Annotated in this window: 15 protein-coding genes; 10 read left to right on the top strand and 5 right to left on the bottom strand. The window is 53.7% G+C overall.

The window, feature by feature from the left end; translation table 11 throughout:
- Position 1: 1 nt before the first annotated feature.
- Entirely contained in the window at positions 2 to 1,549 is a 1,548-nt protein-coding gene (gpmM, locus tag KO508_RS06980) for a 2,3-bisphosphoglycerate-independent phosphoglycerate mutase (protein WP_216007719.1), read from the bottom strand.
- 159 nt (positions 1,550 to 1,708) lie between these two features.
- Between gpmM and KO508_RS06975 the strand changes: the two genes are divergently transcribed.
- The 8 genes from KO508_RS06975 (at position 1,709) to KO508_RS06940 (ending at position 10,034) form a co-directional block, all read left to right on the top strand.
- A complete protein-coding gene (locus KO508_RS06975; RefSeq protein WP_216007645.1) occupies positions 1,709 to 2,125 on the top strand; it encodes a rhodanese-like domain-containing protein in 417 nt (138 codons plus the stop codon).
- A gap of 147 nt (positions 2,126 to 2,272) precedes the next feature.
- On the top strand, positions 2,273 to 2,776 hold the full coding sequence (gene secB / locus KO508_RS06970; RefSeq protein WP_216007644.1) for a protein-export chaperone SecB: 504 nt from the start codon (positions 2,273 to 2,275) through the stop codon (positions 2,774 to 2,776).
- 254 nt (positions 2,777 to 3,030) lie between these two features.
- Positions 3,031 to 5,040, top strand: coding sequence for a TonB-dependent receptor plug domain-containing protein (locus KO508_RS06965; protein WP_252737975.1), 2,010 nt, complete (start codon positions 3,031 to 3,033; stop codon positions 5,038 to 5,040).
- A gap of 32 nt (positions 5,041 to 5,072) precedes the next feature.
- Positions 5,073 to 6,236, top strand: a complete 1,164-nt coding sequence (locus KO508_RS06960; RefSeq protein WP_216007643.1) for an HmuY family protein — start codon at positions 5,073 to 5,075, stop codon at positions 6,234 to 6,236.
- A 1-nt stretch (position 6,237) separates the two neighbouring features.
- A complete protein-coding gene (locus tag KO508_RS06955) occupies positions 6,238 to 7,314 on the top strand; it encodes a hemin-degrading factor (RefSeq protein WP_216007642.1) in 1,077 nt (358 codons plus the stop codon).
- Complete coding sequence (locus tag KO508_RS06950) at positions 7,305 to 8,153, top strand: heme/hemin ABC transporter substrate-binding protein (RefSeq protein ID WP_216007641.1); 849 nt, start codon at positions 7,305 to 7,307, stop codon at positions 8,151 to 8,153. The genes KO508_RS06955 and KO508_RS06950 overlap by 10 nt, the downstream gene beginning before the upstream one ends.
- Positions 8,143 to 9,177, top strand: a complete 1,035-nt coding sequence (locus KO508_RS06945) for a FecCD family ABC transporter permease (RefSeq protein ID WP_216007640.1) — start codon at positions 8,143 to 8,145, stop codon at positions 9,175 to 9,177. The genes KO508_RS06950 and KO508_RS06945 overlap by 11 nt, the downstream gene beginning before the upstream one ends.
- The gene (locus tag KO508_RS06940) at positions 9,177 to 10,034 is read left to right on the top strand and encodes a heme ABC transporter ATP-binding protein (RefSeq protein ID WP_216007639.1); all 858 of its coding nucleotides are present in this window, start codon (positions 9,177 to 9,179) and stop codon (positions 10,032 to 10,034) included. Before KO508_RS06945 ends, KO508_RS06940 begins: the two co-directional genes overlap by 1 nt.
- On the opposite strand, the gene trmL is transcribed toward KO508_RS06940, so the two are convergent.
- The 4 genes from trmL to KO508_RS06920 form a co-directional block, all read right to left on the bottom strand.
- Positions 9,959 to 10,456 (bottom strand): tRNA (uridine(34)/cytosine(34)/5-carboxymethylaminomethyluridine(34)-2'-O)-methyltransferase TrmL, encoded by a 498-nt coding sequence (trmL, locus tag KO508_RS06935; protein ID WP_216007638.1) that lies wholly within the window; start codon positions 10,454 to 10,456, stop codon positions 9,959 to 9,961. The two genes, KO508_RS06940 and trmL, sit on opposite strands and share 76 nt — an antisense overlap.
- Positions 10,457 to 10,462: 6 nt before the next feature.
- Complete coding sequence (locus KO508_RS06930; RefSeq protein ID WP_216007637.1) at positions 10,463 to 11,641, bottom strand: acetyl-CoA C-acetyltransferase; 1,179 nt, start codon at positions 11,639 to 11,641, stop codon at positions 10,463 to 10,465.
- 128 nt (positions 11,642 to 11,769) lie between these two features.
- Positions 11,770 to 12,516 (bottom strand): pteridine reductase, encoded by a 747-nt coding sequence (locus tag KO508_RS06925; RefSeq protein WP_216007636.1) that lies wholly within the window; start codon positions 12,514 to 12,516, stop codon positions 11,770 to 11,772.
- A 9-nt stretch (positions 12,517 to 12,525) separates the two neighbouring features.
- A complete protein-coding gene (locus KO508_RS06920) occupies positions 12,526 to 13,647 on the bottom strand; it encodes a multifunctional CCA tRNA nucleotidyl transferase/2'3'-cyclic phosphodiesterase/2'nucleotidase/phosphatase (RefSeq protein WP_216007635.1) in 1,122 nt (373 codons plus the stop codon).
- Between the two features lie 240 nt (positions 13,648 to 13,887).
- Here KO508_RS06920 and KO508_RS06915 point away from each other — a divergent pair, with 240 nt between their 5' ends.
- Complete coding sequence (locus KO508_RS06915) at positions 13,888 to 14,439, top strand: LPP20 family lipoprotein (RefSeq protein WP_216007717.1); 552 nt, start codon at positions 13,888 to 13,890, stop codon at positions 14,437 to 14,439.
- A 116-nt stretch (positions 14,440 to 14,555) separates the two neighbouring features.
- Entirely contained in the window at positions 14,556 to 15,716 is a 1,161-nt protein-coding gene (locus tag KO508_RS06910; RefSeq protein WP_252737983.1) for a flagellar assembly protein T N-terminal domain-containing protein, read from the top strand.
- Position 15,717 lies beyond the last annotated feature (1 nt).

Below are 15,717 nucleotides of genomic sequence, written 5' to 3'. Positions count from 1 at the left end.
ATCAACCGAGTTTCACCAGGCTGTGCCCGGTCATTTCCTTCGGCAGTTTCAACCCCATTAAATCGAGAAGGGTGGGGGCTACATCGCTCAGGCTTCCACCGTCACTCAGAGATACCGCGCGATTGCCTGCGTATACCAGAGGTACAGGGCCGATGGTGTGTGCAGTATGAACCTGCCCTGAGTCCGGGTCGGTCATTTGTTCGCAGTTGCCGTGATCAGCGGTTATAAGTGCCTGTCCATCGACTTCTTCGAGTGCTTCTACCACCTGTTGTACGCACTTATCCAAACACTCCACTGCCTTTATGGCTGCGTCCAGTTTGCCGGTATGGCCAACCATGTCTCCGTTGGCGTAGTTGCACACCACTAGATCGTATTTGCCGCTCTTGATGGCTTCAACCAGTTTGTCTGTGACTTCCGGAGCGCTCATCTCGGGCTGTAGGTCGTAAGTGGCCACTTTGGGAGAGGGCACCAGAATTCTGTCTTCACCTGTGAAAGGTGTTTCTTGTCCGCCGTTAAAAAAGAAGGTGACGTGGGCGTACTTTTCAGTTTCAGAAATACGTAGTTGGGTTTTGCCAAGCCCTGCTAGGTATTCGCCTAAACCATTCACCAGCTTTTCGGGGGGGTAGGCACAAGAGGTTTTTATATCCGCCGCATACTCGGTGAGCATTACAAAGTCTGCCAATTTAGGGTGTTTACGGCGTTCAAATCCGTCAAAGCCCTCGTCAACAAACGTGCGGGTCATTTCCCGGGCCCGATCAGCCCGAAAGTTCATAAACAAAACCGCATCGCCATCATTAATAGTACCAGCAGATTCGCCAGCGTTTTGGATGCGCGTTGGTTTCACGAACTCATCATTCTCACCGCGCTTGTAGGCGTGTTCCAGAGCTGAAACCGGGTCGGCAGCCGTGAACTCCGCGTCTCCTTGCGTCATCAGATTATAGGCAGGCTCCACTCTGTCCCAGCGATTGTCTCTATCCATCGCAAAATAGCGGCCAACAATAGAGGCAATCCGGCCCACGCCTAGACTTTTCAACTTTGCAGCAGCTTTCTCTAAAGATGGCCTTGCACTGCGGGGCGGCATGTCTCGGCCATCAAGGAATGCGTGAACATAAACTTCTTTCGCGCCCCGTGCGGCTGCAAGCTCGGCGGCAGCGAGTATGTGATCTTCATGGCAGTGAACACCGCCGGGTGAAAGTAGCCCCATTAGGTGAACGGCGCCGCCATTGTTGATGGCTTTGTCGATTGCGCTGCAAAGTGCTTTATTGTCGTTGAAAGTGCCTTGTTCTACATCCTTATCAATGCGCGTGAGGCTCTGATAAACCACACGACCTGCGCCAAGGTTCATGTGCCCGACTTCGGAATTACCCATCTGGCCCTTTGGCAGCCCTACGAACATGCCGGAGGTGTTGATGAGTGTTCGCGGGTTGGACTCCCAAATTTTGTCCCAAAAGGGTGTTTTGGCGTTGCTAATGGCGTTGTCTTCGGCGGGATCGCGATGGCCCCAGCCGTCCAGAATTATTAGTGCTGTCGGCTTGCGCAATGCTGTCATCATTCAGTCCGGAAGTAGAATAGCGGTAAGTTTACAGAAGTAGATATTAAGCTTATCCATTTTTGGGCTTTGAGGCCACAGTCGTCACCTGTATGGTCGCCTTCTGTCCGGCGAGCAGGCTGTGTATAATCCGCCCAAACTTATTGTCAGGGTAACCTCATGGATCGGTTGTTTGAATTTGTCGTTAACCACTACGTACTGGCCTCGCTGTTTGTGGCTTTTTTGGTCGCTATTCTGGTGCTGGAATCCAGACGGGGCGGCGCCAAAATTTCCGCCCAAGGCGCCGTGAGCCTGATAAACCGGGATGAGGCAATTGTGGTTGATATCCGTGATCGCAAAGAGTTTGGCGAAGGCCGTATTACGGGCTCTGTGAATATTCCCCTGAGTAGCCTGAAAAGCAGAGCTGCCGAGCTGAATAAACACAAAAGCAAGCAGATCATTGTGGCTGATAAAATGGGTCAGCATTCGGCCATGGCCGTCAAACAGTTGAACGCAGAGGGTTTCGCCAATGTGGTTCGGCTTAATGGCGGCGTCAGTGACTGGAAAGCCAGCAATCTACCGCTGGTAAAAAAGTAAAAGCGATAGCTGTGCTTGATCTGAGCATTGATCTGCCGCACTGTTTCACATAACGGATCGCCATCAGGCAGTAGACTGTGGCGAGAGATGCAATCATAAAAACGGGCCCTAAGCCCATTCTAATGACTCCTTACAAAAGGACTGAACATGGCTGAGAATCCGCAAGCCGCCGCAGGCAGTGACAACCAGAACCAAGCTCAATTTGCCCTGCAGCGTATTTACGTGAAGGATCTTTCTTTTGAATCCCCTAATTCGCCAACTGTGTTCCAAGAACAGTGGAAGCCACAGGTAAATCTGGATTTGAACACCTCGCACTCCAAGGTGAGTGATAACCAGTATGAGGTTGTGCTATCCCTAACGGTTACTGCGAAAATCGATGAGAAGGTCGCCTACATTGTTGAAATTCAACAAGCCGGTGTGTTTCTTGTAGCAGGTATTGAAGGCCCTCAGCTTGGTCAGATGTTGGGCGCTTATTGCCCTACGATTTTGTTCCCTTATGCACGTGAAGCAATCGATGGGGTAGTCAATAAAGGCAGCTTCCCGGCGCTGATGTTGGCACCGGTTAACTTCGATGCTATCTACGCGCAAGCGCTTCAGCGAAAGCAGGAAGAGGCAGCCGGTGAAGCCGGTGCAGAACAGCAAACTCATTAAAGATTCGAGTTGTTGGTAACAAACAGCCCGGACATGTGCCGGGCTGTTTGTAGTTTAACGGGAAGTCGCGCTCCATCCCTGCGATCACGATTTCCGTGCGGCCTTCCTTCGTTTTTAGCCCCTCGCTTCATCCATAGCTCCGCCTTTCAAGCACAGTTCAAATAAAATTGAGTCTCATTAACGAAAAGCCTTGATTTAAGTTTGTGTGTGAATGAGAATTCCTCGTATTCGTATTATTGCTTACGGGGTTTGCTTTGAATTCTTCTGTTTCCGTTTTGTCGAGTGTGTACCTGTTTTCACTAACGGTTGCTGTGTGTTTGGCAACGTCTGCTCCGCTACATGCCGCCGGGTATCTTGATGAGTTGGTTGTAACGGGCACCCGCAGTGAAAGAACGGTTCTGGATACTCCGGTGAGAACCGAAGTGGTCACCGCTCGGGAGATTGAGAAAACCCATGCTCGTAACCTCAAAGAAGCGTTGATTAATGTGCCGGGCCTGCAGTTGCGGGAAATACACGGCAAGCCGGGGTACGAAGTCTGGTTGCAGGGTATTGATGCAGACCGTGTGCTGGTGCTTGTGGATGGGTTGCCAGTCACTGCTACCACAGGCTCTTCTGTCGATGTGAGCCAACTTTCGGTGCTTGATATTGAGCGCATTGAGGTTGTGAAGGGTGCGGTGTCGGCTCAATACGGCAGTGCCGCCATGGGCGGTGTTGTCAACGTGATTACCCGGAAAGTGGCAACCGGAATTAAAGGCAACTTCTCGGCAGATCTCGGTAGTTATGGTGACCAGAACCCCTCTGGGGAGAAATGGGACTCCGCCCGCTACAGTGGTCGCGCAGCGGTTTCAGCCGGTAATGAGCAATGGGGCGTGCGAGCTTCTGGCTCAACACAGCATTCGGATGGCATTGACCCGGAGCCGGAGACCTGGGCTCGACCGGGTGATGAGTACGACCGCAACGACGCCACAATGCGGGTGGATTGGCGGCCATCTGCAAATAACGCGCTGTCTTGGACCGGGTCGGTGTTCGATGAGAGGTCGAGTTCCCGCTTCAGCACCCTCCCGGGTGGCACCATCAATCAGGGCAAAGAAGAAGATGTGCGCAGGTTGCGTGCGACACTTGCTGGTGATCATGGGAATGGCGAGGGTATGCGCGGGCACTGGGCACTTTTGCACGAGCAGCTTGATGATGATACCTCAAAGTATTCTGCCACTGGCCGGTTCGATAACCGTCAGGCGGATATCTCCATGTCGCAAGCATCCGGACACATTGAATCGGCGGTGGGTGAGGCTCACAGCTTACAGCTTGGCGTTGACATAAGACGTGAAACCCTTGAGCAATTCAAAGATGGCATGTCAGAACTTGCCAGCGATGAGAAATTCTCCCGGGAAGGCTATGAACTCTGGGTTCAGGACACTTGGTTCGCATTGGACAATCTAGAGGTCGTAACAGGCCTGCGTGGCCAAAAAGACTCAGACTTTGATTACCACCTAGCGCCAAAGATCAATGCCCGTTTGGGCTTTGAGGATCGGAAAGGGTTTGACAGCTTTATTCGTGCCGGTGTGGGAACCGGATACCGGGTGGCCAACCTCAAAGAGCGTCATTACCGTTTCGATCACAGCCAACTGGGTTATATCGTGAATGGTAACCCGCAACTCGAGCCAGAGTCTTCCATCAGTTACCAGCTTGGCTTCGGTGGCCACTTCGAAAAAGCGCTGTGGTTCGAAGTAAATGGCTTCTTCAATGATATCGACGATCTTGTCCAAACAGAAATTGACCAGACAGCCACCGATGCCCGCACCGACAACGTTGTTATCTACCGCTACAACAACATTGAGCAGGCTCGCACTTGGGGTGTTGAATCTACTGCTGGCTGGCAAATAACCGATGGTTGGCGCCTCTCTGCCGGATACACCTGGACCGAAACGGAAGATGTGGCAAGCGGAAATGAACTTAACCGTCGCCCGCAACATCAGTTGCAGGCATCTATTGACGGGTTGACCGGTATTGAAGGTTTGTCCTGGTCACTGCGAGCCCGAAACCAGAGCTCCGAATACGTGGATGCCGCCACAGGCAGCAAGTCCCCCGGACATACAGCTTTAGACCTGAAACTCAATTACCAACTATTCCCCGAACTACAGCTGTTTGCCGGTGCAGACAACCTTACCGACAGCCAGCGTGACTTTTCCGATCCCGACGACTTTCGGCCCGTGGCCGGGCGTTTTCTCTATACCGGCTTTTCTTTGACTCTGGGTGGTCAGTGATCACCTTACCAACTGCAAAAAGGAATGAAGCTATGCAGAAGCAATACCTGAAAGTTCTGGTACCGGTCCTCGGCCTGATGGTGACCGCCTGTGGCGGTGGTAGTGATAACAACATTGCTGGAAACGGTGAGGATGGTGGGCAAACCGACCGTGAATTCAGCCAGAAAATTATTGATGCCAAAGCGGGAACTAGCTACCTGAATCTGGATACAGGAGAGACGGTAGCCATCGATGGAGACTGGCATCTAGCGCTCAATCGAACCAATATCCAGCTGAATTCCGGCGCTTCCGGAGACGGCAATGTGGTAGGTGCACTGGGGGACGCACAGGCATCGTTTTATACGGACTCCGGCGAAGCTGACGCCAATCAATTTCTAAATGCCAGCCCGGATGGCGAGCTGGACCACCTAAAGGACACATATACGGCCCCCGAAACCTGGGTGCCAGACGGTGTTGTTTATGCTTTGGGTGATGATTGGTCCGAGTATGGTGCGGGAGGTGTAATAGCAGAAGCGCCGAATGTTGGCTATCTGGTGCGCTCAAACACTGGTGATAGTTACGCTCGTATGCGTATTCTGGACTTCAATTTCCCTACGCGCGAGATAGATGAGAATAATCAGCCCGAGGGCATAAAGGGTTTCACCATCGAGTTTCAGGTGCAGGCTGCAGGCACCACTCAGCTCTCCGATACTACGCTTACCTTCAGCCGAAGCAGGCCCGAAAACTATGACGGTGGTGACAGTTGCTTCGATTTTGACAGCAACTCCATTGTTGATTGCGCCACCTCCGATGCCTGGGATGTCCAAATAGGGTATTCGGGGCGTGAATGGTATGTGAAAACCAATAGCGGGCCTTCAGGCTCCGGCAATGGTGGTGCACTCGGGCCTATCCCATGGTCCGAACTCTCGGCCTATCCCAGCGCGACCATCGACAGCAGTGGCGAATCCCTTGCTCGTGCCTATTCGGAGGATGCAACCGGTGGGCTCTTTAGCGAAAACAGCTGGTACGAATATAACCTGCAGGGCGCTCATAAACTTTGGCCAAACTTCCGCGTTTACCTAATTGATAGCAATTCCAGTGACCCTTCTGCGCCTGTCTACGCAATGCAGGTTATCAACTATTACGGTGCCGACGGTGTAAGTGGTCAGCCCGAAATACGTTGGAAAGAAGTGACTCTTGAAAGCGAGGCGAATTGATATGGAAGCGATAGCAACCAAGCCAGAAAGCAGTTTGGCGCAGCGTTGGAACACTCTACTGCAAGAACAGCCCAAGCTGCGCATTCGTAATGCTGCGCAACAACTCGGCGTGAGCGAGCTGGAGCTTTTGCTCACTCGTGATCAGGGTGTCCGTCCCTTAAGGCATGAGTTTGGTGCCCTGTTGTGCGATATGGATGATGTGGGCGACGTGATGATCCTGACCCGAAACGATCAGGTTGTGCATGAAGTAACGGCTACCTTCAACCAGTTCAAAGTAGCTGGTAAGGGTGCGATGGGGTTAGCCGTTGGAGATATAGATGTTCGTGTATTCCTCAACCAGTGGGCCTATGGCTACCTAGTCACTGAAAACACCGGTCAGATCAATCGGGAAAGCCTGCAGTTTTTCAGTACTTACGGCTTGGCGTTGCACAAGATATATAAAACAGAGGCCACTGACTCCGCTGCCTGGGATGCATTGCTAGGTAACTATCTCGATAACTCATCGACAGCGCCACAGCTGGCGCCAGTACCTGCGAAAGCGTCTCGCGTTGATGCCAACACTGTTGATGTTGACGCTTTGCGTAATGATTGGGCCAAATTGAAGGATGTGCACCATTTTCACGCGATGCTCAAGCGCAACAAAGTGGACCGCCGAACCGCATTAGAGCTGGTTGGCTCAGAGTGGGTTACTCGCCTAAAACCAAGCGCGCAGGATGTTCTTTCTCCTCTTGATGCGATTTTGGCGCAGGCCAAGGCCAGTCAATGCGCGATCATGGTGTTTGTGGGCAACCCCGGCATTGTTCAGATTTTTGCCGGAAAGGTAGACAGACTGATGCGCACGGGGCCTTGGATGAACGTGTTGGATAAAGGCTTCAACCTGCACGCGAATACCGACGGGATCAAAGACTGGTTTGTGGTTCGCAGGCCATCAAGCGATGGCACCATCACGTCGTTAGAGGGCTACAACACAGATGGCGAAATTGTGATTACGCTATTTGGCGACCGCAAGCCGGGCAACCCCGAATCTGCCGATTGGCAGCGCGAGGTTGAAGTGTTGGAGAGCAGCTTATGCGCTTGATGGTTTTGATGGCTCTGAGCGCAGTTTTTTTGTCATTTGCGACCCTGACCGAGGCTGCACAACCGCGCATTGTTAGTGCCGATGGCAGTATCACTGAAACTGTGTACGCCTTGGAGGCTCAAGGTAGCCTAGTGGGCGTTGATACAACCAGCAACTACCCTGCGCAAGTGCAGTCGTTGCCCAAGGTGGGTTACTTGCGCGCCCTTCCTTTCGAGGGCGTGCTTTCATTGCGCCCGGATATGTTGCTTACGACGGTAGAAGCAGCCCCGGATAGAACTCTTGAACGACTGTCTCAGGCGGGTGTGGACGTTATAAAGTTACCGGTGGCCCGGTCGCCGGCAGACACTATGGCCCGTATCCGTGAAGTAGGTCGGATTCTCGGCAAGCAAGCGCAGGCAAACGCCATAATTGATGACATTCGCACACGGGTTGAGCGCATCCCTCTAGCTTCTGAAGGTAACTCCGTACGCGTGTTGTTTCTCATGGCTGCCGGTAACCATGGCGTTATGATTGCCGGGAAGGACACGGCTGCCGATGCGCTGCTTAAAGCCCTTGGCGCAAGCAATGCCATGGCGGAGGTCACCGGATACAAACCCGCGAACCGCGAAGCGCTGCTTGCGTCACAACCAGATGCGATTGTTGTCGCGGAATCCCGCCCCGGGCAATTCGACATTACCCAATGGCCCCAGTTGGCGGCGCTGGATGCTTGGAAGCAGGGCAGGCACTACGTAGGCGACAGCATGTTACTGCTCGGGTTCGGTCCAAGGCTCCCGCAGGCTATGGAAGAAGTCGCGAGCATGTTGGGGCAAGTGGGGCCGGTGGCCAGTAATGATCATTGACGGTGCCGGCCGGCTTGCAAAAGGGCCTGCACTGTTACTGATCATGGGGGCTGCTTTGATGGTCTCGGTGGTCTCCATCACCAATGGGGCCTACCCACTAACCGCTGGGGACATTCTTGGCGTGGTGATTGGGGACCTGAACGATGAGGTCGCCAGAATGGTACTTTTCGATGTGCGCTTACCACGGTTGGTTTTGGGTTTTTTGGTAGGCGCAGTACTGGCGGTTTGCGGGGCTATTTTGCAAGGCTTGTTCCGTAATCCGCTGGCGGACCCCGGGCTTATCGGAGTCTCGGCGGGCGCATCTTTGGCGGCTATTGCAGTGATTGTGCTTGGCGGTACCTGGCTTGGCGGTTGGTTGGACCTTGCGGGTGCATGGGCGTTGCCTATTGCAGCTTTTATAGGCGGAAGTGGAACCGTTTTTTTGGCCTGGCGTATCGCGAGCAGAGCAGGGCACACGTCGGTAGCCACTTTGCTACTTGCGGGCATAGCCATTAACGCCATTGCTGGTGCTGGCACAGGGCTTTTAACCTTCTATTCATCAGATGAAGAACTGCGCTCACTGACTTTCTGGACCATGGGCAGCTTGGGCCATGCTGCATGGGATGATGTGGCTATGGCCGCGCCTTGGCTTTTGTTGTCACTCTGCGCAGCCCCTTTTTTAGCGAGGCCGTTGGATGCGTTTTTGTTGGGAGAACAGGTGGTTGGGCATCTGGGGTACAACACCGACTGGACCAAGCGTGCGGCCATACTGATCGCCGGGCTTGGCGTAGGAGCGTCTGTAGCAGTTAGTGGTTTGATAGGTTTTGTGGGGCTGGTTGTACCCCACTTAGTACGCCATACCTTGGGAGCGGGACATCGGATTGTAATACCTGCTAGTGCGCTTGCAGGGGGCACATTGCTCGTTGGAGCTGATTGTTTGGCGCGGATTGTAGTGGCCCCGGCGGAGCTGCCCATTGGGCTGATGATGGCGCTGATCGGCGGGCCGTTTTTTCTGTTGTTGCTGTTACGAACAAGGATAGCCTGATGCTTCTGCACGTCGACGGTTTGGGTATACATCTGGCGGGGAAGCCAGTTGTTCGCGATCTTGGTTTCCAGTTGGATGCGGGCGAGCTGCTGGTGGTGCTGGGGCCTAATGGCGCGGGTAAATCTACCCTCCTCAAAGGGCTGGCTGGTGAGCATAAAATTGCCGATGGGCAGGTTAGTTTTGCGGGGTGTACTCTACAACACTGGTCGAAGCGGGAAATAGCAAAGCGCAGAGCGGTTATGCCCCAGCGGGTTGAGGTCAACTTCCCTCTAACCGTAGAAGAAATAGTGCGCCTTGGGCGACCGGTTGAGCCGCTATCGCAAAGCATGCCTGTGGTTTCCGAACTCATGGATTTGTTGGACGTCGCCCACCTGCGATACCGCCTTGCACCCGGGTTATCGGGTGGTGAACAACAAAGGGTTCAACTAGCGCGGGTGCTGGCGCAAGTTTGGGATGCGCAGGGCCCAGTATTGCTGTTACTGGACGAATGCACATCAGCACTCGACCCTGCGCACCAGCAGCAGGTGTTTTCATTGCTGAGGCGATTGGCAAAGCAACGGGGCTTTGCAGTGCTGGCGGTGGCTCACGATCTTAATTTGGCAGCCAGATTTGCAGACCGTTTGCTCTTGCTCCACCACGGGCAATGCTACATCTCAGGCAAACCGTTTGAGGTTCTAAGCGAAACCGTATTGGCTGCGGTTTACGGGCTGTCTGCAAGAATTATCAAATTGGAGGAGGGGTATCCGCTGGTGGTTCCCCGAGATGATGGGCCAGAGGCAGTTTACGCCTCGCCTTCGCTCTCGCCCTCGCCCTCTAATACGGCACCGGTAAACCCAAGCTGTCGCCAGGCTTCGTAAACCACTAAGGCAGCAGTGTTGGAGAGATTTAAGCTGCGGCTTTGCGGGCACATGGGGACTTTCAAACAGTGCTCTGGGGGTAAGCCTTCGCGTACGTCGATTGGCAGGCCGCGGGTTTCCGGTCCAAACATTAAGTAATCACCATCCAGATAAGTAACCTGATGGTAATAGCGATGGCCCTTGGTGGTTAAGCCAAATAACCGTTCAGGTTGCTCGCTCTCGAGGAAGGCCTGATAGTTCTTGTGTACTTTTACCGTGGCATATTCACTGTAATCCAGACCAGCCCGCCGCATTTGCTTGTCCTCCAGATTAAAACCCAGAGGCTCAATCAAATGCAGTCTGCAGCCAGTATTAGCGCACAGCCGGATGATATTGCCCGTGTTGGGCGGTATCTCCGGCTCGTACAGCACCACATTCAGCACGGGGCCTTAGCGCTCCACAGCCAGAGCAACGCCCATACCGCCGCCGATGCATAGGGTGGCAAGACCTTTATGGGCATCGCGACGCACCATTTCGTGCAACAGGGAAACCAGAATACGGCAACCGGAAGCGCCAATGGGGTGGCCCAAAGCAATAGCACCGCCGTTCACGTTGACCTTATTGGTATCCCAGCCCATGTCACGATTTACAGAGATCGCCTGAGCCGCAAAAGCTTCGTTGGCCTCAATCAGGTCTAGGTCGTCAACACCCCAGCCTGCAAGCTTCAGGCAGCGCTGGCTGGCAGGAATCGGGCCGGTACCCATGATGGTTGGGTCAACGCCGGCATTGGCGTGAGCCTTGATTGTCGCCAGTGGGGTAAGCCCTAACTCTTTGGCTTTCTCGGCACTGCATACCATAACTGCCGCCGCGCCATCATTGAGTGTCGAGGCGTTACCTGCAGTCACTGTTCCGTCTTTTTTGAAAGCTGGGCGCAGCTTGCCGAGGCCCTCTCCGGTTACGCCGTCGCGGGGCCCTTCGTCTTTGCTGACAACGATTGGGTCCCCTTTACGCTGTGGGATAGAAACGGGCACGATTTCATCATTGAAGACCCCGGCCTCGCGGGCGGCCGTGGCTTTTTGTTGCGACGCGGCTGCGAACTCGTCCTGTTCTTCGCGGCTGATACCGTACTTCTCGACAATATTCTCAGCCGTGATGCCCATATGGTAGTCGTTGAAAGCATCCCAGAGGCCATCGTTAATCATGGTATCGACCATGGTCCAGTTACCCATGCGCTGGCCATTGCGGCTGTTAGGTAAAACGTGAGGAGCAAGGCTCATGCTTTCCTGTCCACCTGCGATGATCATGTCTGCGTCACCGCAGCGGATGGCTTGAGCTGCCATATGAACGGCTTTGAGCCCAGAACCGCATACTTTGTTGATGGTTATTGCCGGTACAGAAGCCGGAATGCCAGCATTGATGGCTGACTGACGAGCCGGATTCTGGCCGCTGCCTGCCGTCAACACATGGCCGAGTACGACTTCGTTGATCTGGTCGCCGGTAACACCGGTGTCTTCTAACAGTGCTTTGATAACTGCGCTACCAAGCTGATCCGCACGAAGGCTGGAAAGGCCTCCACCAAATGCACCAATGGCTGTACGCCGTGCGGCAACAATTACGACATCACGCATGAGGTTACTCCGGTTATTAATGAATGTTCTGTTTCAGGGCGGCAACTTGAGTCTTGCCCGAGCAGAATGCGAAGAATGAAAAGCTGCGCGCATTGTAGCCGGAAAGCCCGATTCGGCAAAAGCGCGGTCTACATATTCAGGCTGCGCCCGCCGTCTACGGAAATAACTTGCCCGGTGATAAACGGTGCCTCTGTGAGTAGGAACACAATAGTACGGGCGATATCGTCTGGTGTGCCCGTGCGATTGAGGGGTGTTTGCGCAAGAATTTTAAGTTGGTAGCTTGCGTCTACCGCTGCATCGCCTTCAGGCCAAAGAATCGCGCCGGGGGATACGCCATTCACCCGCACTGTTGGCGCCAGATCTTTCGCCCAGGAGCGGGTTAACGCGGCGAGGCCAGCCTTGCTTGCGCAGTAGAGCGGATGCTCTGGTAGCGGTTTTTCGCTATAAATATCAATCAGGTTCACAACACTGCCGGAGCTTGCTCGCAAGGCTGGCAAGCAGGTCTGCAGTAGAAAAAAAGGCGCCTTGAGATTGGTGTGCATAATGCTATCCCAATCATCTTCGGTCGCTTCCGGCGTTGGATTTGGATAAAACACGGATGCGTTGTTAACCAGTGCATCTAGCCGCCCCCAATGTTCTATTGCCTTAGTACCTAAGTAATTAATATCGGCCATCTTGCTTAGGTCGGCTTGCAGTGCAACTGCGGAGTTCGGGCGCTGCTGGTTCATGGCTTCCGATAAGTCTTGGGCCTTCTCCCGGCGGCTGCGAAAGTGAATAACCACATTCCAGCCACGCTCATGCAATAGTTGCGCAGTGTGCGCCCCAAGGCGTTGGGCCGAGCCAGTAACCAGAGCGATAGGGGTATTCTCAGGCATAGTAGTTCCTCAGGAAGATGAACGGCAGAGTGCCTGCTTTATACGCGCCAGTCGCTCGGCTCGGATTGCTTCGCCGAGTTCTTTGCCCGCAAAGCCTCGCTTCATAAGCGCTTGGGGGTCAATGCCTGATGCCGCATCCGCCGCTTTTTCGAGAGGCTTTAGCCTTTGCTGGTCTGTAGCTTCAAGTGCGCACTCAAGTACGAGAACCAGTTGCGAAAAGCGCTCGGGCCGCCGCCACAAATCGGCTTTTTCCAGTAACTCGAGCAAGGTTTTGGCATCTGGCTGCGTCGGGTCGAGTTGTTGGATGATTGGCTTAAACGCCATAGCTAGTCGAGCGAGATTCTGGCAATCGTTCGGTGCTTTAAGTGCCTTGGCTCTTTTGGTGCCACACGGCTCATCCAGTGTGCTGAACAGTGCCGCAAAACGCTCTGGTGTTGTTGCTTTGCCAGCATGGGCGAGCCGTAAGGCGGAAAGGGCAGCCCGGAAACGGGGTTCGGGCGAAAGTTCTGGAATCAGCACATCGAGAGCCCCACAGTCTCGCAATACTTGGAAAAACGTAGTTGGGGACTGTTCGTGCAGAGCCCGTTGAATCTCTTGCCACACACGCTCTGGTACAAGATGCCCTACTTCACCAGCGGCAACCATATCGCGCATCAAGGCCATAGTTTCTGAGCATACGCTAAAGCCCAATGGCTGGAAACGAGCTGCAAAGCGTGCGGTTCTCAGGATACGAAGGGGGTCTTCTTTAAAAGCGTCAGAAACGTGCCGGAGCTGACGGGCCTCCAGATCTCTCATGCCATTAAAAGGGTCTGTGAGTTCACCGTCTTCCGAGCGTGCCATGGCGTTGATGGTGAGGTCACGGCGCAGCAGGTCCTCTTCCAGCGTGACATCTGGCGCGCTATAGACAGAAAACCCGTGATAGCCGTGTCCTTGCTTGCGCTCGGTGCGGGCGAGGGCATATTCCTCTCTGGTTTTCGGGTGCAGGAACACCGGGAAGTCCGATCCCACCTGCGTAAACCCCAGAGCAAGCATTTGCTTCGGGGTTGCGCCGACTACTACCCAGTCCCGATCTTTGACCGTCAGCCCCAATAATTCATCGCGAACAGCACCGCCAACCAGATAGGTTTGCATGAAGACACAGGTTCCTTTCTATGAAATGTGCAGGAATTATCGGTTGCTGGGGCTGGGCAAGCAAATAAGCTTGCGCTAATGGACGTGCCCACCCCTGAAAACACTATATGAGGCAGATATTTGCCGGTTTCTCACTTTGCTTTTATAGGTTTCAGAATAAGGTGTTTAAAATTAGTGATTTAGAAAAGATGGCGTGAATTTTTCATGGGTTTAGCAAAACGAATTCTGGAGACAAAAAGCATGGTCATTCGCTGGATATCGATTTCTTTTCTGGCTTTCACGCTGACGGCCTGCGCAGCATTGTGGGGCGGCGATACGGACGACAAACGTGAGAATGCCCAAAACGATGCGCAGTTTGAGCCTATTACAGTTAGGGTCAGCGGCTTTGGCACTTATGAGGATGCAGGTAAGGATCGTCTCAATACCCGTAAAAGGCTGATGGCGCGCAGAGCTTCCCAAGTGGATGCATACAGAAACCTAGCAGAGCGAGTATATGGGACAGTCATCTTTGGAAGCTCTACCGTGAACGAGTTTGTTCTCCGAAATGATATGTTCCGAACCTATGTAGACAGCTACATTCGTGGTGCAAAAATGGTGGCTGTTAATGAGCACAGCGATGGAGTTGTTGAGACCGTGATGGAGTTAAAGCTCGAGTCACGCTTTCGGGCCTGTGTGTCCAGAGTCGCAGCGGAACAGGTGAAAGACCTCTGCCCAATATCGGTACCAACCTACAACGAGAGTGTTGGCGATGTGCAGAGCAAGAATGTTGATTCCTTATACTATTTGGATTGATCTTCGTTCGGCAGATTTCAAACGTGCTAATTGAACGATAAAACGGGTAGAAAGCTATGCGCGGGTTTGTGAAGCAGTTTATACGGTTGTCGTTTTACTGTGCATTGATACCGTTGATGTTGGGTGCGAGCGCGCAGGCGGTTGTTCTTGAGGGCGTGGGCCACGCGAGTATCTACAACGAGGATCTAGAGTCTGCTCGCGCGGAAGCTCGCAGTGCGGCCATGCGAGATCTCGCCTTGCAGTACGAAGCGCAGGTGAGCACTAGAGATACTATGGAAAACGGCGTTTTAACTGAATCCCGAGTGCGCCTTGCCTCTAGCGCCCGAGCGCGGAATGTTAAAGTTATTGATGAGCATCGTAGCGGTAACCTTTTGCGTGTAACTGTACGCGGGGATATTTCTGCCAGCAGAGCCAGCTGCGATGGCGGAGACGCCGCTCGGTTAAAAAAACGGGTTGCTATTACAGGCTTTCCATTGCTGTATCCTGATCAGGCTCGGGTAGGGCGTATTGATGATGCCGGAGAAATTCTGCCGCAACAGCTGCAGCAGGGCCTACGAGAGGCTGGAAACTTGCAGGTGTTTTCTGCGACGACCTCTCGTCTTTTCCCTGACCTACTCAATGCGCCCACTTTGCAGCAGGGTGGCAACCGGCTTACCAACGTGGTTCAGGTAGCCCGGGAGATGGGTGCACAGTTTGTTGTGGCCGGTGTTATTCGAGACATTGGCGTTGCGGATCCTGCGGCTTGGGGCTCCTCGGTATTGGATAAAATGCAAAGGCGATTTGGTGGCGCTGATATGCGCCGGCGTTTTGCGGTGGATTTGATGGTTTTTGACGGATTCAGCGGCTCACCTGTATACCAGCAGCGTTTCGAGACTGCCGCCGACTGGAATGCCGGCCCTGGCAGTTCCACCGGTTTTGGCTCAGAAGGGTTTCGTAAAACCCAGTATGGAGAATCTGTGGCGGGTGCTATTGGGGAAATGACGCAGGCGGTAGCCGAAGCCCTCGCGTGCCAGCCGTTTATGGCGCGCATTACCCGGGTAGAGGGCCACCTTGTTACCTTGGCTTCAGGCGCGACCGCTGGTTTGCGGCCCGGAGATGAGTTGCATCTATACCGCAGCGCCCGCTATTTTGATTCTTTGGGGGGGACGCCGGAGCTGAGTGATAGCCAGATGACGGTCACCCTGAACAACGTTCATCCAGACTTCAGTAATGGCAAAATGCCTGTAACAGGTGGGCAGGTAAACATTCAGCGAGACGACATTGCCATTATCTGGTAGC

It is taken from the genome of Marinobacter salexigens (assembly GCF_018860765.1).
Classification (GTDB): Bacteria; Pseudomonadota; Gammaproteobacteria; order Pseudomonadales; family Oleiphilaceae; genus Marinobacter; species Marinobacter salexigens_A.
The sequence above is the reverse complement of the archived record's forward strand: the minus strand, read 5'-3'. Positions and strand labels throughout refer to the sequence as shown.